The following is a 21,356-nucleotide window of genomic DNA, read 5'->3' on the forward strand; positions in this document are numbered from 1 at the left end:
CTCCTGCGTGCAAGGCAGGCGCTCTAGCCAGCTGAGCTAATCCCCCATTTATTTTAGTTATGAGTTATTAGTTAAGAGTTATGAGTAACAACCCCTTTAACTCCTCAACTTCTAAAATTTCCTTCAATATTTCAATCTTTATGAACGTTCGTACTACGTACCTCTTTTACCTTGTACCTCGTACTTTTCAGTAGTCCCAGGCAGACTCGAACTGCCGACCTCTACATTATCAGTGTAGCGCTCTAACCAGCTGAGCTATGGGACTGTCCCTACTCCTTCCTCTCGGCAATAAATACCTCGCGAAAAAAGCAATTACTTATATATCATAATTATGGAGATCATTATATTGGAACATTGTTAAAGAAACTATTATTAAATCAAAAGACCGGGACCGTAGTTCCATTCTTTACTTCGTCAGGGACTGTCCTTAAAGGACAATCTCTAGAAAGGAGGTGTTCCAGCCGCACCTTCCGGTACGGCTACCTTGTTACGACTTAGCCCTAGTTACCGATCTTGCCCTAGGCCGCTCCTTACGGTGACGGACTTCAGGCACTCCCGGCTTCCATGGCTTGACGGGCGGTGTGTACAAGGCCCGGGAACGTATTCACCGGATCATGGCTGATATCCGATTACTAGCGATTCCAGCTTCACGGGGTCGAGTTGCAGACCCCGATCCGAACTGTGACAGGTTTTATAGATTCGCTCTGCCTTGCGACATGGCTGCTCTCTGTACCTGCCATTGTAGCACGTGTGTGGCCCAGGACGTAAGGGCCGTGATGATTTGACGTCATCCCCACCTTCCTCACGGTTTGCACCGGCAGTCCCGTTAGAGTCCCCATCATGACATGCTGGCAACTAACGGTAGGGGTTGCGCTCGTTATAGGACTTAACCTGACACCTCACGGCACGAGCTGACGACAACCATGCAGCACCTTGCAAATTGCCCGAAGGAAAATCTATCTCTAGACCTGTCAATATGCATTTAAGCCCTGGTAAGGTTCCTCGCGTATCATCGAATTAAACCACATGCTCCACCGCTTGTGCGGGCCCCCGTCAATTCCTTTGAGTTTCATTCTTGCGAACGTACTCCCCAGGTGGGATACTTATCACTTTCGCTTGGCCGCCCAGAACTCAAGGTCCCGGACAGCTAGTATCCATCGTTTACGGCGTGGACTACCAGGGTATCTAATCCTGTTCGCTCCCCACGCTTTCGTCCATCAGCGTCAGTATATAGTTAGTCACCTGCCTTCGCAATCGGTGTTCTATGTAATATCTATGCATTTCACCGCTACACTACATATTCCGGCAACTTCACTATAACTCAAGACCAACAGTATCAAAGGCAATTTTACAGTTGAGCTGCAAACTTTCACCCCTGACTTATCGGCCCGCCTACGGACCCTTTAAACCCAATAATTCCGGATAACGCTCGGACCCTCCGTATTACCGCGGCTGCTGGCACGGAGTTAGCCGGTCCTTATTCTTACAGTACCGTCAGTAAGCTACACGTAGCTCTTTTTCTTCCTGTATAAAAGCAGTTTACTACCCATAGGGCATTCTTCCTGCACGCGGCATGGCTGGATCAGAGTCTCCTCCATTGTCCAATATTCCTCACTGCTGCCTCCCGTAGGAGTCTGGTCCGTGTCTCAGTACCAGTGTGGGGGATCCCCCTCTCAGGGCCCCTACCCATCGTAGCCTTGGTAAGCCGTTACCTTACCAACAAGCTAATGGGACGCATGGCCATCTTGTACCGCCCGAAGGCTTTAACCACATCCCGATGCCGGGGCGTGGTGCCACGGGGCATTAATCTTCGTTTCCAAAGGCTATTCCCCTGTACAAGGTAGGTTCCATACGCGGTGCGCACCCGTGCGCCGGTCGTCGGCGGAGCAAGCTCCCCGTTACCCCTCGACTTGCATGTGTTAGGCCTGCCGCTAGCGTTCATCCTGAGCCAGGATCAAACTCTTCATCGTTGTTTTGTAAATATTCGTCCCAACGAAGTCCAAATCTCTCCCGGCCCCGACTCTCGATTCAATTCCTTATATATACCTTGCGATATACTAAATTGTATGTTTCCTTAATTCTTGTTCCTCTCATCCAGGTCCTCACCTGAACTCGATTCTTATCTCCACAATATTTCAATGAACTTCTATCCACTCAACTCCAAATCTCTCGATTTCCTCGCCTCGTTTCCCTTAGGTGTTTCCCTAAGCGGCTGCAAATATACAACTGTTTTTTAACCTGGCAACTTTTATCGAAAAAAATATTTTTCTTTTTTTCCCCAGACCTAATCAACATTTATATGAACCTTTTTCCAACGCCCGGTTCAGACATAAACTTCACCGTTTGCGGGGTGCAAATGTACACACTATTCTTAACTACACAAGCCTTTTTTGAATAAAATAAACAAAGTTTTTTGACCAGTCACTAACTGCATGATTTACCGCACGTTAGAATCAACAAAATTCACATAAAAATATAACAACAATGATTACCATAATACACAATACACTTACTAACAATAAAACTGTTTTTTGATTCTGGTATTCAAACGGCAATAGAAACCCTGAAAAGAAGTTTCAACTTGTCATTATCTTAGATTTAAGACATAGAATATATTAGAAACAGTACCTAATTGCATGTCAAAATTCGTATTCAAACTTCAAATATGTCTAGAAAATTATTCAGAAGCAATTGACTAAAAATCTTACTCCTATATAAAGTATAGATTTCTTGTTTTTATAAAACAAGATTCTAACCACATTAAAACCTCATATCATCAGTTTTAACTTCCGCTTAAACATTGGTTCTTTTGCTATGGTATATAAATTTCATCACTAAGAATATTCAAAACCAAAATTGATTTGAAATCTAATGTGTTATCAGGCAGGTCTGATGCTTATTAATTCAATAAATTTCTCAAAAACTCACGCCCAACACCTGATTTAAAATTTTTCTCCTTATTACGTGCTTCTAACCTTGTTTCAAATTCTTCTGAATACATTAAGACCCAAGGAAGAAATCCTTTAGTAGATTTATTCCTCCCTAAATTATGTTGTTCTATTCTTTTCTGAAGATCATTGGTCATTCCTTTATAAAGACGCCCATCCACTTCACTTCTTAAAACATAAACGTGATACATAACTTAAAATAAAAAAGGTCTTGCAAATGCAAAACCTTAATTTAAAAGTGTGACCTCGAAGGGATTCAAACCCCCAACCCTCAGAGCCGAAATCTGATGCGCTATTCAGTTGCGCCACGAGGCCATATTCAGTATTCAATTAGCAATTAGCAATTAGCAATTAGCAATTAGCAATTAGCAATTAGCAAAATTAAAAATGACCTAATACTAATCTATGTTATGCTAATTTCTTCTTCACGATGGTAGATATCAATTTACCGTCTGCTTGACCGGCTAATTCTTTAGAGACGATTCCCATAACTTTTCCCATATCCTTCATACCTGAAGCACCTATAGCATCTATAGTTTGTACAACAACTTTTTCTACTTCTTCTTCCGTAAGTTGTTCTGGTAAAAATTTCTCGATAACTGCAATCTGAGCTAGTTCTGGATCAGCAAGATCTTGTCTACCCTGCTCCGTAAAAATTGCAGCACTATCTTTACGCTGTTTTACCAATTTTTGGACAATCTGAATTTCATCATCTTCAGTAATTTCGCCAGCTCCACTTGTACTCGCTACCAACAATGCAGATTTAATAGCCCTAAGCGATTCTAGTGCTACTGAATCTTTTGCCTTCATAGCCAATTTCAACTGCTCCATTACTCTTTCCTGTAAACCCATTTGCTCTTTATTTTGGTCTGCGAAGATAAAAAATAAAACCCGAAAACTAACTTAGTTTTCGGGTTTTAAAATTATAGTAATCCTATTACTAATCTACATTATCATGTAAAAAAGAGTTATTAGAACGTAACTGAATATCATCATTACTATCACCACTTAACGATGTTCTAGAAATCTTCTTTTCTCTAGGATTTTCGTTCAAATTAACACCTTGTCTTTGATATGCCGGCTTCTTTTCGTCATAACTGGTAGGTGCGTTATTTTTGAACTTATAGTTAAAATCTTTCAGTTTTCTTCTACGCTCATCAGCCCTATCTCGTAACAATTCTTCAATCGGAGTTTCCATTGGATCTAATTGCTCTTCTGGGTGAATTTCTCTTCTTGGCGCTACTGTCTTTTTCTCGAAAATTAATTCATCTTCAATAACTTTTGGCTCATATTCTTCTGCCTTAGACCTTGCACCTGTCAATTTACTTTCTAATTGCATGTAGTCATCTAAGCTATAGCGCTTTTCACCATTCTTATTATACTCTAATACCGGCACAATTTCGATACTATCGTTAACATCTATATCTTTTACTTCATCATGTAAATCGAACATGATTACATTTTCCTTTTCTTCTTCATCTCTAGCAGATGATTCGAAATTTATTGAAAATTCATCTTCTTCATCTTCAAATCTTAATACTTCTGGCTCTACGACTTCGATATTTCGAAAAGATGACGGTGCATCTACGATTACAAAATCTTCTTCAGATACATTTTCAGCCAATACTTCCTCATAAAAAACATTGAAATTTTTAATATAGTTCGTTGTAGGTATCAAGTCAAAATCTGCTTCCTCAACGAACTCATACTTTTTTACGGGTTTGACTTGTTTTACCTCCTCTTCCTCCTCGTCCATTTCTAAAGTATGAACAGTTTTAGTATTAGATAACAACATTGCCTCGGCACGTTGCCCTTCTTCTAAAGTATGAATGATTTTCTTCGATTCGGTATTTACAATATCATCTTGTTGCTCAATATTAAAACCAGTAGCAATTACTGTTACCGCAATAGCCTCACCTAAGCTTTCGTCTTCACCAACACCCATTATAATGTTTGCACCGTAACCCGCTTCGATTTGAATATGATCATTGATCTCACCTATTTCATCAATAGTAATTTCTTGCGAACCAGAAACAATCAATAACAATACGTTTTTAGCTCCTTGTATTTTGTTATCGTTCAATAACGGAGAATCTAACGCTTTCATGATTGCTTCATTAGCTCTTGCCGAACCAGATGAAATAGCAGAACCCATTATAGCAGTACCGCTATTGGATAATACTGTTTTGGCGTCACGTAAATCTATGTTTTGTGTATAGTGATGTGTAATAACTTCTGCAATACCTCTAGCTGCAGTTGCTAATACTTCATCGGCTTTAGAGAAACCAGCTTTAAAACCAAGGTTACCATAAACCTCTCTTAATTTATTGTTGTTGATAACGATTAACGAATCTACATTTTTGCGTAATTTTTCGATACCTCGTTGTGCTTGCTCAACTCGCATTTTACCTTCGAATTGAAACGGCATAGTAACGATACCTACAGTAAGAACATCCATTTCTTTAGCAAACTTAGCAATTACGGGAGCAGCACCAGTTCCTGTTCCCCCGCCCATACCAGCAGTAATGAAGATCATTTTAGTAGTTGTATCCAACATACTTTTAATTTCTTCCATACTTTCCATGGCAGCTTGCTCACCTACTTCAGGATTGGCACCAGCCCCCAAACCCTCTGTCAATGATACACCTAATTGTATTTTGTTAGGCACCGGACTATTGTCTAAAGCCTGAGAATCTGTATTACAGATTACAAAATCAACTCCGTTAATTCCTGCTTGGAACATGTGATTAATGGCATTACTACCACCGCCACCTACACCAATGACCTTTATAACGTTGCTTTGATTCTTTGGTAGATCAAAGGAGATATTATCAAATTCGATGTTCTTGCTCATATTCTAATTATTACTGGTTATGTATTCTCTTATGCTATGCTTATTACTCTGCGTTATCTAAAAATTCTTTCAACTTTTCAGACCACTTGTCAAAAACAGATTTTCTTTCCTTATGTAGGTTCGGGCGTGCTATAGCTTCTGTTTCACGTTCTGCGTATACCAATTCCTCTTCCTGTTCTTGCTCTACTTCTTGTATAATTTCTTCTTGCGTTAACTTCAACTTTTCTTGGTTTTTAATGGCATTCATTAAAAGACCTACAGCTGTTGCGTATAACGGACTAGCGACTTCTTCGTCAGAATCACCTGCCAAATGTTCGTTAGGGTACCCTATACGAGTATCCATACCTGTTATATATTCTACTAATTGCTTTAAATGTTTTAGTTGGCTTCCACCACCTGTTAACACTATACCTGCAATTAATTTCTTCTTTTGCTCTTCGTGACCGTAGTTTTTGATTTCAACATAAACTTGCTCTATAATCTCAACTACACGTGCATGAATTATTTTAGAAAGATTTTTCAAAGAGATTTCTTTTGGCTCTCTACCACGTAAACCTGGTATAGATACAATCTCATTATCTCTATTTTCTCCTGGCCATGCAGAACCAAACCTAGTTTTCAACAACTCTGCCTGTTTCTCTATAATTGAACAACCTTCCTTAATATCTTCTGTGATTACCCCACCACCAAAAGGTATTACAGCAGTATGCCTAATAATACCATCTTTAAAAATAGCCAGATCAGTTGTACCACCACCTATATCTATCAGTGCTACACCTGCTTCTTTTTCTTCTTGACTTAACACAGCGTCTGATGATGCTAATGGCTCTAGTGTTATGTTTCCTAAATCTAACCCTGCACTTTTAATGCAACGACCTACATTCTTAATAGAAACTACCTGACCAACTACTACATGAAAGTTAGCCTCTAGCCTACCACCATACATACCAACAGGCTCGCGTATTTCAGCTTGCCCATCAACCTTGTATTCTTGTGGTAAAACATGAATAATTTCTTCACCTGGTAGCATAATCAATTTGTGCACTTGATTACATAGTAAGTCTACATCTTCATCACCGATTACTTCTTCAGAATCTTTTCTGGTGATGTAATCGCTGTGCTGTAAACTTCTAATATGCTGCCCGGCAATACCAACAACAACAGATCCGATTTTAAGTCCAGAATTTGCTTCTGCCTCTTCGACCGCTTGTTGAATAGATTTTATAGTTTGTGTAATATTGTTTACTACACCTCTGTGTACACCTAAACTTTTGGACTTACCGATACCCAAAATCTCAATTTTACCATATTCGTTTTGTTTCCCGATTATGGCAACGATTTTCGTTGTTCCTATGTCTAAACCGACTGAATATTTAGTTTGTTCCATTTTCTATTATATTTTAGTGCACACCACCTGGTTATTGAATTCTAAACTTACTACCGCATAATCTTCTAAGGTCTGATCCTTGCTCGCTTTGGCATAAAACGCCTTAAAATTGCTGAACTTAGCCTCTAAATCTTCAATACCGCCTACGTTTACAACAAAATTGTTGAGCCTTAATCGCAATTGATATTCCTTCTCACTTTTGATATGAATACCGATTACCGATTCACGAAAAAAATCATCCTTATTCACATGTTCCAATATGACATAGACATCCTCAAGGCTTTTACCACTGATATTGCCTGTTATGATGGGAACTCTTGCTGAATGATTATTTGAAAAAGGCATTCTCTTTCCTTCATCATCCAAATAAAACTTTGTATCCCCCTCTATGCGTCCGATTGGTTTGCGTTGAACTATTTTTGACGTTAGCTCACCATCTATTGTTAGATAGACTTGGGCACTTTTTACCATTTCATTGGCCTCAAGGGCCTTTTCTACAGTATTCAAAACTATATTTTCTTTAGGGACATTTTTGAGACTACCGTAATTTTGTATTAACAATTTATTAACCGTCCCCTCTGTGAGGTACAAATTCTGATCCCCAACGAATTCTACCTTCATTCCCGAAACGTTTTTAGCGTTATTTCGTTCATTAGAAAACGCGTATAACCCCATGATTACCAGAACCAAAGCAGCTAACTTTATTAAATTCCAATTAACCTGCATACGACATTTCTTTTTTTATGTTTACCACTTCTAAACCTATATCTCCAGCTCCCATTGTTATTAAAACTTCTGGATTCTGTTTTTTTATTTCAAAAAGGATTTGTTCTTTCGAAATTAATTTTCTATTGGTATTCGTCATCTTTTCTAACAACCATGCTGAGTCAACACCTGCAATCGGTTCTTCTCTAGCCGGATAGATATCTAGTAACAATACATTTTCGAACTGCGATAAACTTTCTGCAAATGCATCTGAAAAATCTCGTGTTCTTGAGAACAAATGAGGCTGAAAAATTGCCAGTACTTTTTTATTCGGATGCATTTCTGAAACTGCTTCAAAAACGGCATTTATCTCTGTTGGATGATGCGCATAATCATCAATAAAAATAAAGTCTTCATTCTTAATTTGATATGAAAAACGCCTTTGAACACCCTTAAATGTCGCTAGTGCCTCAGCAAGGCGATGCGGCGGGGAACCTGCTTGCATCGCCATTGCGAAAGCTACCAAACCGTTCAACAAATTATGTCGCCCAGGTTTGTTGAATTCAACCCCTTCTAGTTTGAGGTCGGGGGTCTCCAAATCGAATATGTAGGTGCCATGTTCTATTTTTATGTTTCGGATGCAATAATCCGAATCGTCTTCTATACCATAGGTCAACCCTTCTAAAGGCAAACCATTTCGAACAAATAATTTACCGCCTGGCTTTAAGCGTTTGGTAAAATCAACAAATGTTCTTTCCAATTCTTGCGCATCACCATAAATATCAAGGTGATCAGCATCCATTGACGTAACACAGGCTACATTAGGCGTTAACTGCATAAATGAACGATCAAATTCATCTGCTTCTACTACCGAATACTCTGTTCCTTCTAAAAGGAAATTGCTATTAAAATCTTCTGATATTCCACCTAAAAAAGCGGTCATTTTAACACCTGTTTCTTGAAGCAAATGCGCCAAAATACTTGAGGTCGTTGTTTTACCGTGTGTACCCGCAACTGCCAAGCAGAAAGAGTCTTTGGTTATTAAACCTAAAACCTCTGAGCGTTTTTTAATCGTAAAACCATTATTTAAAAAATACTGATACTCTGAATGTTTTGAAGGTACTGCCGGTGTATACACCACCAAAGTATGTTCTGCATCATTCTTATATTCTTGTGGCACTGCATCGATATCATCTGTATAGTGAATATCAATACCTGAACTTGCCAATTCTTTTGTTAGCGGACTCTCGGTTTTATCGTACCCGGCAACCTCTTTATTTATGAACGCAAAATAACGCGCCAAAGCAGACATACCTATGCCCCCTATGCCTATAAAATACACCCTATGTATTTGCGTTACGTTCATCTTATTTTATCAATTTTTCTATTTCATCGCAGATATCAGACGTGGCATTCGGTAATGCCAATGCCTTAATATTCTTTGATAATTCTTGTTGCTTTTCTGCAGAATTCAATACCGATTCGAATTCAGATTTAAATTTTTCGTCCAGCTCTTTTTCTCTAATCATAATCGCAGCCTCATGCCCAACCAACGACAATGCATTCATGGTCTGGTGATCTTCTGCTACCACTGGCGACGGAATAAAGAATGTTGGTTTACCTACCAAACACAATTCTGATACCGCACCCGCACCTGCTCTTGAAATAATGAAATCTGCCGCTGCATAGGCTTTATCCATAGAATTTAAAAAAGCATGCACTTTACTATTTACTGACTGATGCGATTTGTAGGTATCGTAATACCCTTTTCCACATTGCCATATCACTTGCAGCCCCAATGCCTCAAAATATTCTAAATGATCTGCTACCAATTGGTTGATACGTCTTGCCCCTAAACTTCCACCTAATATTAAAAGCGTTTTCTTATCGGCATTTAATTCAAAATATTGTAGAGCTTCACATTTAGTCGCTTTCAATTCCACCAAATCTGAACGTACAGGATTACCCGTTTTTACAATCTTATCTTTCGGAAAAAACTTCTCCATGCCATCATATACCACACAGATTTTCTCCACTTTATCTTTTAATAGTTTATTGGTAATGCCCGCAAATGAATTCTGTTCTTGCAGCACACATGGTATCCCTTTTACGGTTGCCATTTTTAACAACGGACCACTAGCAAAACCACCCGTACCAATTACGACGTGTGGTTTAAACTTCGATACGATGCTATTTGCTCTCATTAAACTACTTATTAATTTTATTGGAAATAGTAGATTTTTAAGGGTCAGTTTTCGCTGAATTCCCGTAATCCACAATCCTTCTATTTTGTACCCTGCTTGTGGTACTTTCTCCATCTCCATTCTATCCTTGGCGCCAACGAACAAAAACTCTGCATCAGGATATCTCCTCTTCAATTCGTTCGCTATGGCTATCGCCGGATAAATATGTCCGCCAGTACCTCCTCCTGATAAAATGAACCTATAACTGCCCACTTAAAATCTCTAAAGGGTTCGTTTCATCCATATCAATATCATTGCCAGAAGCACTCTCCTGAGCTATACTTTTATTACTTGCACTTAATATGATGCCAATCGCCAAACAGGTCATCCAACTAGATGTTCCTCCACTACTGATCAATGGTAAATTCTGACCTGTTACAGGAAATAATTCTACCGCGACCGCCATGTTTATCAATGCTTGAAACACAATGGGCAAACCAACGCCTAGCACGAGTAACTTACTAAAGACCGATGCGCAACCATTGGCAACTACCACTATTCTAAAGAGCAGAAACAAATAAAACAACATGAGGATAAATCCTCCTATTAAACCATATTCCTCAACTATAATCGCATAAATAAAATCTGATGAACTCTGTGGTAAAAAGTTCTTCTGCACACTTTTTCCAGCTCCTTTACCCATTACTCCGCCAGTAGCTATCGCTATTTTTGCTCTTTCAATTTGATAGGAGCCTTCGGTATCCTCAGGATTTGAGAAGCTATCTATACGGCTCATCCACGTATCTACCCTATTCGGAAATAGATCTGGAAAAGCTTTTGCAGTTAATACGAAAATGGTCAGAAACAACATGCCCGCACCAACAATGCCTAACAGGTATTTCATAGGATATCCTCCTAAAAAACACAACACCATAACCATAGCAAATACAATCGCAGCTGTTGAGAAGTTCGCCGGTAAAATAAGTGCTACGACCAAGAAAACTGGAAGCCATAAGGGCAATATGCTTTCTTTAAATGTTATTTTGATTTCTCTTACTTTAGAAAAATACCGTGCTACATATATCATTAATACTACTGCCGCCAAATTCGAGGGCTGAAAACCGAAACCTACCAATGGTAACCGGATCCAACGACTATCGTTGGTACCACCACCAGAGGTGCCTTGTGCCAAAACGAATATGAGTAATACCAATACTATTGGCAGGGCAATCATTGAAAGCCCTTTAAAAAAGTGTGTCGGTATTTTATGTACCCCATAAATAATTCCAAAGCCTAAAAACAACAGTATGGCATGTTTTACCAAGTGCCCCACTGGCGTACCGTTACCCACTACATATACCAAATTACTACTGGCACTATATACTGGCAAAAATGAAAATAACGCCAAAAGTGCCGCAATGGCCCAAATGGCTTTATCTCCTTTTATATTTTGGAATATGTTCAACACCTTATAGGTTTTTTACACAGTTCTTAAATTGATCTCCGCGATCTTCATAATTCTTAAACAAATCGAAACTTGCACATGCTGGTGATAACAAAACAGTATCGCCACGTTCTGCTATTTTATAAGCAACCTTCACTGCTTCTTCCATTGCGAATGTTTCTACTAATAAATCTACCGCATTACCGAATACATGCTTTATCTTTTCATTATCCTCTCCCAAGCAAATAATTGCTTTTACTTTCTCACGTACCAAAGGCATTAACTCCATGTACTCATTGCCCTTATCTACACCACCTACGATCCATACAGTAGGGGTTTTCATGCTATCTAATGCGTAATAAGCAGCGTTTACGTTCGTTGCCTTTGAGTCATTGATATATTCAACATGATGTATTTTTAACACCTTCTCCAAACGGTGGGGAGCCCCTTGAAAATTAGAAACACAGGCTCTTATCGTCTCCTTACGGATGCCAATTAATTTTGCAATTGTTGCCGCTGCCATTGTGTTCTTTACATTGTGCTGACCTTCTAAGGCCAAAGTGTCTTTAATCATGCTAATAGTGTCTGTTGTTGTTTTTATTATTATCTCGTTTTGTTCTATAAATGCCCCTTGTTCAAATACTTTGTTCAGTGAAAAGGGCATTAATTTCGATTTAACCGTGTGCTTGTTCAGCCATTCTACCAAAACCGTATCATCTGCATCATATATCAAATAATCATCTTCGTCTTGGTTTTCTGCTATTCTAAATTTCGATGCGATATAGTTTTCAAACTCATACTCATACCGATCTAAATGATCTGGTGTAATATTCGTAATCACGGCTATGTGCGGTTTAAAATCTACAATACCGTCTAGTTGAAAACTACTGATCTCGAGCACGTAATACTCAAATTCATTCTCTGCAACCATTTTCGCATAACTATCACCAATGTTTCCTGCCATACCGACTTTCAATCCGGCATTTGCCAAAATGTGGTTCGTTAACATGGTTGTCGTTGTTTTTCCATTGCTTCCCGTGATACCAATAATTTTTGCATCAGTATATTTTGATGCAAATTCTATTTCTGATATTACCGGAATGCCTTTCGCTACCAACTGCTTCACTAATGGTACTTTGTCTGGTATACCCGGACTCTTCATTACCAAATCGGCTTTTAGTATGCGGTCTTCAGAATGCTGTTCTTCTTCCCAATCAATTCTAAAATGTTCAAGAACGTTTTTATACTTCTCTTTTATTTTTCCTTTATCAGACACAAATACATCGTATCCTTTTTTTAATCCTAAAATAGCAGTTCCTACGCCACTTTCTCCTCCACCCAGTACTACTAAAAGTGCCATTATCTAATTTTTAAGGTCACTACGGTTAATATTGCCAATAGTATTCCTACAATCCAAAAACGGGTTACAATCTTACTTTCATGGTATCCCATTTTTTGATAATGGTGATGTAATGGTGACATTAAAAATATACGTCTACCCTCACCAAATTTTTTCTTTGTGTATTTGAAATATCCTACTTGCATCATTACTGAAAGTGACTCGGCAAAGAAGATTCCGCATAACACGGGAATCAATAATTCTTTACGTACTATAATTGCGATAACTGCAATAACACCACCTATAGTTAAACTACCTGTATCTCCCATAAACACTTGGGCTGGGAAAGCATTGTACCATAAAAAACCAATCAATGCACCCACAAAGGCGGTAATGAATACCAACAATTCACCTACTCGTGGTATATACATTATATCTAAATAGTCAGAGAATATGATGTTACCAGATACCAAGGCAAATATGCCCAGGGTAAATACGATAATTGCCGATGTACCTGCCGCGAGACCATCTATACCATCGGTTAAATTTGCCCCATTTGATACTGCAGTCACGATTAGAATAATAACCGGTATAAACAATAACCACGCATAATCTTTTGCATCATCACCTGCCCATGATATTAGACTCTCATAATCAAATTCATTGTTTTTAAAGAAAGGAACCGTTGTCATGGTCGATTTAATCTCCGCCCCTTTTACCTGCTCCACGGTGTATGCCTGTGTGATAATCGTTTTATCATGATCACGCATGGTCACTTCTGGGTGAAAATATAGAACAGCACCTACTATTAGCCCTAATACCACCTGACCTAATACTTTGAACCTACCTTTTAATCCTTCTTTATTTTTTTTGAAAACTTTGATGTAATCATCTAAAAAGCCGATTGCTCCCATCCACAGCATAGTGAATATCAACAACATGATGTATATATTTTCTAATCTTGCGAAAAGCAATACCGGTATTAAGGTGGACATGATAATAATAACACCACCCATTGTTGGCGTACCTGCTTTTTGCTTTTGACCATCAAGACCCAAATCGCGAATGGTTTCCCCTACTTGTTGTTTCTGTAGAAAAAGAATAACACGCTTACCGTATACTGTCGCAATCATTAGCGAAAACAGTATAGCCATTGCCGCACGGAATGTGCTGAACTGAAACAGCGAAGCTCCAGGCAACTGGTATTGTTTTTCTAAATATTCGAACAGGTAGGTTAACATATAATCTATATTCTTTGCTACTAAGCCTTGGTTATTTATCTAAGCTTGTTAAAAGCTCTTTTACTATTTTAAAATCGTCGAAATCGATACGTACACCGTTGGTTTCTTGATAGGTCTCATGACCTTTACCGGCAATTAATATAATGTCGTTATCGTTTGCCAGTTGACAAGCCGTTTTAATGGCTTGCTCCCTATTTTCAATAGACAATATTTTCTTTACATTCTGTGGCTCCACGCCTGCCTCTATCTCCGCAATAATCTCAGTTGGAGATTCGGTACGAGGATTATCAGAAGTGAAAATAATTTTATTACTCATTTCTGATGCGATATTGCCCATTACCGGACGCTTTGATCTGTCTCTATCGCCACCACACCCCACAACGGTGATGACGTTTTCATTTCCAGTTCTCAACGTGTTGATTGTCTCAAGCACATTTTTTAGGGCGTCCGGCGTATGGGCATAATCAACTATTGCCGTAATTTTTTTCTTTGATATGTAATATTGAAACCTACCGTCTACATTCTCCAACTCGCTTAATAAGCGTAGGGTTTCTAATTGCTCCAATCCTAATAAATCTGCCGTTGCATAAATTGCCAGCATATTATACGCATTGAAATGACCTATTAATCTTGTCCACAATTCATGGTCATTGATTTTCAACAACTGACCGTCAAATTGATTTTCTAAAATCTGCGCTCTGTAATCTGCATAATTCTTTAAGGCATAGGTCGCTTTTGTTGCCTTCGTATTCTGCAACATTACCAACCCATTTTTATCATCGATATTGGTCAATGCAAATGCCGTTTTTGGCAACTGATCGAATAATATTTTCTTGGTATCGCGATACTCGGCGAATGTTTTATGGTAGTCTAGGTGATCGTGAGACAGATTCGTAAAAATCGCGCCTTCGAACACTAAACCTTCTGTTCTTTTTTGATGAATACCATGAGAACTTACCTCCATAAAGCAAAACTCTACACCGGCATCATTCATCATCTTCAGATGCTTATTGATCACCAATGCATCGGGAGTGGTATGTTTTGTTGCGAATTCAGTATCATCGACCATAATTTTAATGGTAGACAACAAGCCTACTTTATATCCTGCTTTTTTGAATAACTGATATAATAAACTAGATACGGTTGTTTTACCATTAGTACCTGTTACCCCTACTAATTTTAAATTCTTAGATGGCGTACCGTAGTAATTAGAAGCCATCAATGCCAATGCCTGATTACCGCTTTCTACCTCTACATAGGTAACATCATCTTTCATGTCTATAGGCAATTGCTCGCAAATAATTGCTCTTGCACCTGCTGCCACGACTGCATCTATATATTTATGACCATCGGTCAATGTGCCTTTTATAGCAACAAAGGCATCACCTTTTTGAACCTCACGAGAATCAAAACAAACTGATACTATATCACAAGAGGTAGTACCGCTAACAGCAGTAATACGCACTCCATATAATATGTCCTTTAAATGCATCATATTAATTCTAACACTATTTTTTTCACCGAGCTTAAATCGGTGCCTTTAGAAATCGATTGGTTCTTCACCTTTCCGTTTCCTTTTACTTCTACCTCGATACCTAAATTTTCAAGAATCGCAACCGCATCCATACCACACATACCTTTTACATTTGGCATTGATGAATATTTTTGTTGTGCTACCTTATAGTACCCTTGGTGCGAATCTTCATTTTTAGCGATCAACACATCTTTTACATCTACCTCGCTTGTTAATGGCGATGTAGCATATACTTTTTGTGCTACAGATTTAAATACAGGACCAGATACATCGGCACCATAATACCCAACACTTTTGTCTGGCTTATGAATTACCACGATACAGGAGTACTTCGGATTGTCTGCCGGAAAATAGCCTGCGAACGATGAAATATATTCGTATTTCGATTTATCTCTAGATACATAGTTCGTTTGCGTAGTACCCGTTTTACCTGCCATAGAAAAGTTTTTAGAGTACATACCATGACCGGTACCGTGCTCTTTCTCTACCACATTCTTTAATATCTGTTGTACTTTTTTAACCGTTGACTGAGAACATATTGCAGGGTTCAATACTTTTTTATCGAACTTCTCGATAGTCTTGTTCCACTCCTTCACTTCTTTCAGCAAACGTGGCTTTACCATTTCACCATCGTTCGCAATAGCATTATAGAATGCCAATGTTTGTAGTGGCGTAATAGAAACCTCGTACCCGTAAGCCATTTGCGCCAATGAAAGTCCTGACCACCCTTTATCGCCTGGGTAACGCAATACTGGTTTTCCTTCACCAAGAACTGGTAACCCCAATTCTTTATGAATACCCATACTCATTAACCTGTTCACATATTTCTCTGGATCGTTCTTATACCCTTCATGTATCATTTTTGCAAATGCCACATTCGACGATACTTCAAAAGCTGTAGACATGGTAATTTTACCATGACCGCCACGCTTGGTATCTTTAATAGTATGCTTATACAATTTCCAAGCTCCTTTTTCGGTATCGATTACAGAACTGGTATCTATCACCTTATCTTCTAATGCAGCGACCAAATTCACCAACTTAAATGTAGAACCTGGCTCGTGCGATTCGCCAATGGCATAGTTTAAGCGCTCGTAATATTTACCGTCAGCAGTCTGCCCTAAGTTCGATATTGCTTTTACCTCGCCCGTTTTCACTTCCATTACGATTACCGTACCGTGGTCTGCTTGGTATTTTTCTAACTGACCCAATAAAGCATGGTGGGCAATATCTTGTATATTAATGTCAATGGTAGAATACACGTCGTAACCATCTTTCGGTTCAATGATATTATCGTTACCGATCGGTTTCCACTGTCCCTTTGCGATTTTTTGCTTTAAACGTTTTCCAGAAATTCCTCTTAGGTATTGGCCAAAAGCACCTTCCATACCTACACGGGTGTAATATCCGTTCTCATCTACACGCTCATACCCAACACTACGCTCGGCAATTTTACCTAACGGATGCTCTCTTTTGGTATTCTGCTCAATGATCAATCCTCCTTTAAAAGCGCCTTTATTGAAAAGCGGAAATTGCTTAACCGCCATATATTCAGAATAGTCTAGGTTACGAACGATAAGTGCATACCTATTTTTATTCTCACGTGCCTTTCTTAGAATTTGCTGATAGTGAGAAGATGTTTTACCGAAATTCTTGGCTAAGGCATCTGCCAATGGTTTTACATTCGCTTTAAAATCTTCGTTAGATACCGTTACAGCATCAAAACGTATGGTGTATTTAGAAACCGATGTTGCCAAAAGACTACCATCGTCTGAATATAGATTACCTCTATTCGGCTCAATGGTGAACATACGCTCAGTACGCGTATCTGCCATTGCCTGATATTTTTCGCCGTCTACTACTTGTATCGATACCAGTTTAAACAAAACCGCACCTGCAAAAAGTACCATGAACCCGGCTACTAAGTAAAGTCTCTTTAATATGCTTTTATCTGTTGCTGCCATTAGTCCTCCACATTTAAAGATTTCACCTTAATTTTCTGTGGGGGAGTTTCGGAAGGGAATAACCCTTTTGCCGAAATTTTACCGGTAATACTCGATTCTAATTTCAGCTGCTGCACATCTGATCGCATATCAACAAACTCGTTACGCAATTCTTTTACCTCTTCATTTAATAAAGCGATACGGTGTACTTTTTGATCGGCACTATGAGAGCTACTGATCATAACCGTTGCCAAAAAAGAAATGAAAATAATGAACAGCCAATTCTTAGGGGCGTCACCGCTCACCAAAAATTTGCCCTTCAATAGGTCTAATACACCCGTTTTCATTTTATTTTTTGCCATTACGCTCTGCTATTCTCAATTTTGCACTACGTGCTCTGTTATTCAATTTTATTTCTTCTCTGGTCGGTACTATCAATCCGCCAACCTTTTTCAACGGCACATCTATATTGCCGTAAAAATCTTTTTCTGGTTCTCCTTTAAACTGACCTGCTCTAATAAATCGCTTTACCAGCCTGTCTTCTAAAGAGTGATAGCTAATAACACTTAGCCTTCCATTATCATTCAATAATTCTGGTACTTGCTCTAAAAACTCTTTTATAACCTCAATCTCTTGATTCACTTCTATACGAATCGCCTGATATATCTGTGCCAATATTTTATGCTGCCTATGCTCTGGTAAAAACTGCTTCAATGCTTCTTTCAATGCATCAGTAGTTTGTATTTGCCCTTCTTCTCTAGTTGCAACGATTACTTTTGCCATGGCGTTCGCGTTTCTAATATCGCCGTACTCGAACAACACTTTACGCAAATCGTCATATGAGTACTTATTTACCACCTCAAAAGCCGATAATGTATTTCGCTTGCTCATTCGCATATCTAAATCTGCATCGAAACGGGTAGAGAATCCTCTTTCCGCTTGATCGAACTGATGCGATGAAACTCCGTAATCCGCAAGAATACCATCTACCTTCTTTATGCCATAGAACTTTAAAAACTGGGCGATGTATCTAAAATTTTCCGCTATCAGCGTAAATCTTGGATCACCTAATGAATTTGCCTGCGCATCTTCATCTTGATCAAAGGCATATAACCTGCCTTCTTTACCCAACCTTTTTAATATCTCTTTCGAATGACCGCCACCGCCAAATGTTACGTCTACATACACGCCATCTTCTTTGATGTTTAAACCGTCTACCGATTCTTTCAGTAATACTGGGTTATGATACATCTCCACTTGGTTTTTCACCTAGCATTACACGCTTGGCCAACTTTACTTTCTCTTCTTTTGTTGCACTTATAGATTCATCGTACGCTTTCTTATCCCAAATCTCTAATCGCTTACCTATTGGTGCTATCACCACTTCTTTAGATATGCCTGCCAATGAAATAATATCTTTCGGTATCAATAATCTACCGGTCGAGTCTACTTCTACTTGTCGCAACCCTGCCGTGTACATTCTTATAAACTGTAGGTTCTCTTCATCGAACCTGCTTTTTTCATTCAATTCTGCCATCACTCTGTGCCACTCATATGCCGGGTACAACTCCAAACACTCGCTCAAATATGATTTTTTAATGAAAAACCCATCTTTTAGGATCGGAGACACTTGATTGCGCAGCGCAACTGGGAGCATAATTCGCCCCTTAGCATCAGCTTTACAGTTAAATGTCCCAAAGAAATAGATGTCCAAAATGGATGTGTTTTGTTTATATAACTCAAATATATAAATATTATTACCACATTTTACCACTAAAAACCACTTTGTTAATAAATTACCCCACTTTTGAACACCTTTTTTGCACTTCATCGATATTTATGGGAAATTTTTACCACTCGGGCTTAAATTCTGGAAAATCTGAAATCTGAAAGAATCAACAATTCACCTTATCGAAAAGAGTTGTTTGCTATTCTCGGTAATTACCTATATTTGGAGAATTACTGATGAGTAGTGTGCATGGAAAACGATTTGATCAACGAAGGAGGATTTAAGTATATAGAGAAAGGCGAAGGCAAACCCATTATTATTCTTCACGGATTAATGGGCGGACTAAGTAATTTTCAAGGAGTATCAGACTATTTTCCTCCGAAAGGATACAAAGTTCTTATTCCTGAATTGCCCCTATACGCTATGCCGATGTTAAAGACAACGGTAAAGAACTTTGCCAAATACCTTAAGAAATTTATAGATTATAAAGAGCTAGACGATGTTATTCTTTTAGGTAACTCATTAGGTGGCCACATTGGTCTGTTACATACTAAAATGTACCCGACCAAAGTAAAAGCATTGGTTATTACCGGTAGTTCTGGTCTTTATGAAAGCGCGATGGGCGACGGTTACCCTAAACGTGGCGATTATGAGTTTATTAAAAAGAAGGCGCAAGATGTTTTCTATGACCCAGAAGTTGCTACCAAAGAAATCGTAGATGAAGTATTCGCTACAGTTAACGACCGTGTAAAATTGGTGAAGACCTTGGCAATCGCAAAAAGCGCTATTCGCCATAATATGGCGCAAGACTTACCGAAAATGAAAACCCCTACGTGTATTATATGGGGAAAAAATGATAGTGTTACCCCACCAGACGTTGCCGAACTGTTCGATGAACTTTTACCTAATTCAGATTTATTTTGGATGGATAAATGCGGACATGCACCGATGATGGAGCACCCAGACGAATTCAATACCATTCTAGATGAGTGGTTGACGAAAAACAATTTCTAAATACCCTACGAATGAAAATAAAGTCGGCCGACTTTGTAATGAGCAACTCTGATGTTGCCAAATGCCCGAAAGAGCCTTTACCCGAATACGCCTTTATTGGCCGTTCTAACGTTGGTAAATCTTCTTTGATAAATATGTTGACCGAGCGTAAAAGCTTGGCAAAAACATCTGGCAGACCTGGTAAGACCCAATTGATCAACCATTTTAAAATCAATGAGAATTGGTTTTTGGTAGATTTACCTGGCTACGGTTATGCCCGTGTTTCTAAAAGAGATAAAAATACCTTTCAAAAATATATCACCAATTACTTTTTACAGCGAGAGCAGCTTGTTTGCTCTTTTGTACTTATAGATATTCGCCATGACCCTCAACCTATAGATCTGGAGTTCATGCAATGGATGGGTGAAAACGGAGTACCATTTGCCATTATCTTCACCAAGGCAGATAAATTAAAACCGAAAGCCGTTGAGCGGCAAGTAAAAAAATACCTAGATCAGCTAATAGCCGACCTGTGGGAAGAAGCACCGCCACATTTCGTAACCAGCTCAAGCCACCGTAGCGGTCGCGATGAAGTACTGGCGTATATAGATGATATCAACGAGAAGTTTTTCGAGGCAACGAAGAATGGTTGATGGTTGTTCGTTGTTGGTTGTTCGTTTTTTAACGCTGCGCGTTTTTTGTATTAAGTACTTGTTTCTAGTATTCAGTTTTCAGTAACGGTAGTCAGTTTTTTGTATTAAGTACAAAGTACTTAGTTGTTCGCGCTAGTTCTTCATACTGTTTTCCTTTTGCTATTCAATTTACACTCCACATTCATTACTTAGTACTTTGTACTTCTTACTTTGCACACTGTACTTTCTCGCCAACGTCTTAGCGAGCAGACCGAGGCTATCTGCTTGTTTGGAAGACGACACTCATCTCGTGAACGCATTGTCAGTTCGAGTGGATTTTATACTGTAACAGAGCGGAAGTAGAAAATTTGTATCGAGAACCGTCACGTGTTCCAAACCTGTTCTCGATACAAATTTCTCGTAC

17 protein-coding genes, 3 tRNA genes and 1 rRNA gene (1 of these 21 running past the window's edge) are annotated in these 21,356 nt (G+C 38.8%); 2 read left to right on the forward strand and 19 right to left on the reverse strand.

The genetic code is table 11. The annotated features are described in order from the left end of the window. From ACPF9A_RS04595 to ACPF9A_RS04685, 19 genes are all read right to left on the reverse strand, one after another. Positions 1-46: transfer RNA gene (locus ACPF9A_RS04595), tRNA-Ala, on the reverse strand; it reaches 28 nt to the left of the window's first position. A 145-nt stretch (positions 47-191) separates the two neighbouring features. Continuing rightward, positions 192-265 (reverse strand) — tRNA-Ile (locus tag ACPF9A_RS04600). Positions 266-445: 180 nt separating this feature from the next. Next, a 16S ribosomal RNA gene (locus tag ACPF9A_RS04605) occupies positions 446-1,970 on the reverse strand. A gap of 929 nt (positions 1,971-2,899) precedes the next feature. Beyond that, positions 2,900-3,139, reverse strand: a complete 240-nt coding sequence (locus ACPF9A_RS04610) for a GIY-YIG nuclease family protein (protein ID WP_424002083.1) — start codon at positions 3,137-3,139, stop codon at positions 2,900-2,902. Between the two features lie 50 nt (positions 3,140-3,189). Further along, positions 3,190-3,263 (reverse strand) — tRNA-Arg (locus ACPF9A_RS04615). Positions 3,264-3,356: 93 nt separating this feature from the next. After that, on the reverse strand, positions 3,357-3,800 hold the full coding sequence (locus ACPF9A_RS04620) for a GatB/YqeY domain-containing protein (protein WP_424002085.1): 444 nt from the start codon (positions 3,798-3,800) through the stop codon (positions 3,357-3,359). Between the two features lie 88 nt (positions 3,801-3,888). Then, entirely contained in the window at positions 3,889-5,802 is a 1,914-nt protein-coding gene (ftsZ, locus tag ACPF9A_RS04625; RefSeq protein WP_424002087.1) for a cell division protein FtsZ, read from the reverse strand. Between the two features lie 43 nt (positions 5,803-5,845). Then, positions 5,846-7,189 (reverse strand): cell division protein FtsA, encoded by a 1,344-nt coding sequence (gene ftsA, locus ACPF9A_RS04630; RefSeq protein ID WP_133685521.1) that lies wholly within the window; start codon positions 7,187-7,189, stop codon positions 5,846-5,848. A gap of 6 nt (positions 7,190-7,195) precedes the next feature. Beyond that, a complete protein-coding gene (locus ACPF9A_RS04635) occupies positions 7,196-7,915 on the reverse strand; it encodes a cell division protein FtsQ/DivIB (RefSeq protein ID WP_424002089.1) in 720 nt (239 codons plus the stop codon). Continuing rightward, complete coding sequence (murC, locus tag ACPF9A_RS04640; protein WP_424002091.1) at positions 7,905-9,260, reverse strand: UDP-N-acetylmuramate--L-alanine ligase; 1,356 nt, start codon at positions 9,258-9,260, stop codon at positions 7,905-7,907. Before murC ends, ACPF9A_RS04635 begins: the two co-directional genes overlap by 11 nt. A gap of 1 nt (position 9,261) precedes the next feature. Continuing rightward, a complete protein-coding gene (gene murG / locus ACPF9A_RS04645; RefSeq protein WP_424002093.1) occupies positions 9,262-10,350 on the reverse strand; it encodes an undecaprenyldiphospho-muramoylpentapeptide beta-N-acetylglucosaminyltransferase in 1,089 nt (362 codons plus the stop codon). Next, complete coding sequence (locus ACPF9A_RS04650) at positions 10,337-11,545, reverse strand: FtsW/RodA/SpoVE family cell cycle protein (RefSeq protein WP_424002095.1); 1,209 nt, start codon at positions 11,543-11,545, stop codon at positions 10,337-10,339. Before ACPF9A_RS04650 ends, murG begins: the two co-directional genes overlap by 14 nt. Position 11,546: 1 nt before the next feature. After that, entirely contained in the window at positions 11,547-12,881 is a 1,335-nt protein-coding gene (gene murD, locus ACPF9A_RS04655) for a UDP-N-acetylmuramoyl-L-alanine--D-glutamate ligase (RefSeq protein ID WP_424002097.1), read from the reverse strand. Next, positions 12,881-14,101: a phospho-N-acetylmuramoyl-pentapeptide-transferase gene (gene mraY, locus ACPF9A_RS04660; RefSeq protein WP_424002099.1), complete on the reverse strand. Its 1,221-nt coding sequence runs from the start codon at positions 14,099-14,101 to the stop codon at positions 12,881-12,883. The genes murD and mraY overlap by 1 nt, the downstream gene beginning before the upstream one ends. Positions 14,102-14,132: 31 nt before the next feature. Beyond that, positions 14,133-15,596 (reverse strand): UDP-N-acetylmuramoyl-L-alanyl-D-glutamate--2,6-diaminopimelate ligase, encoded by a 1,464-nt coding sequence (locus tag ACPF9A_RS04665; protein WP_424002101.1) that lies wholly within the window; start codon positions 15,594-15,596, stop codon positions 14,133-14,135. Beyond that, positions 15,593-17,599, reverse strand: a complete 2,007-nt coding sequence (locus tag ACPF9A_RS04670; RefSeq protein ID WP_424002103.1) for a penicillin-binding protein — start codon at positions 17,597-17,599, stop codon at positions 15,593-15,595. The genes ACPF9A_RS04665 and ACPF9A_RS04670 overlap by 4 nt, the downstream gene beginning before the upstream one ends. Continuing rightward, positions 17,599-17,925, reverse strand: a complete 327-nt coding sequence (locus ACPF9A_RS04675; protein ID WP_424004425.1) for an FtsL-like putative cell division protein — start codon at positions 17,923-17,925, stop codon at positions 17,599-17,601. The genes ACPF9A_RS04670 and ACPF9A_RS04675 overlap by 1 nt, the downstream gene beginning before the upstream one ends. Before the next feature lies 1 nt (position 17,926). After that, positions 17,927-18,829, reverse strand: a complete 903-nt coding sequence (rsmH, locus tag ACPF9A_RS04680) for a 16S rRNA (cytosine(1402)-N(4))-methyltransferase RsmH (protein WP_424002105.1) — start codon at positions 18,827-18,829, stop codon at positions 17,927-17,929. Further along, positions 18,819-19,409 carry a division/cell wall cluster transcriptional repressor MraZ gene (locus ACPF9A_RS04685; protein WP_424002107.1) on the reverse strand — a complete coding sequence of 197 codons (591 nt, stop codon included), beginning with the start codon at positions 19,407-19,409 and terminating at the stop codon, positions 18,819-18,821. The genes rsmH and ACPF9A_RS04685 overlap by 11 nt, the downstream gene beginning before the upstream one ends. A 147-nt stretch (positions 19,410-19,556) precedes the next feature. Here ACPF9A_RS04685 and ACPF9A_RS04690 point away from each other — a divergent pair, with 147 nt between their 5' ends. Together ACPF9A_RS04690 and yihA are read left to right on the forward strand one after the other, a co-directional pair. Then, positions 19,557-20,321: an alpha/beta fold hydrolase gene (locus ACPF9A_RS04690; protein ID WP_424002109.1), complete on the forward strand. Its 765-nt coding sequence runs from the start codon at positions 19,557-19,559 to the stop codon at positions 20,319-20,321. An 11-nt stretch (positions 20,322-20,332) separates the two neighbouring features. Continuing rightward, complete coding sequence (gene yihA / locus ACPF9A_RS04695) at positions 20,333-20,953, forward strand: ribosome biogenesis GTP-binding protein YihA/YsxC (protein ID WP_424002111.1); 621 nt, start codon at positions 20,333-20,335, stop codon at positions 20,951-20,953. The last annotated feature ends 403 nt before the right edge of the window (positions 20,954-21,356 follow it).

This window comes from Maribacter sp. IgM3_T14_3, from assembly GCF_049603095.1.
Lineage (GTDB): Bacteria > Bacteroidota > Bacteroidia > Flavobacteriales > Flavobacteriaceae > Maribacter.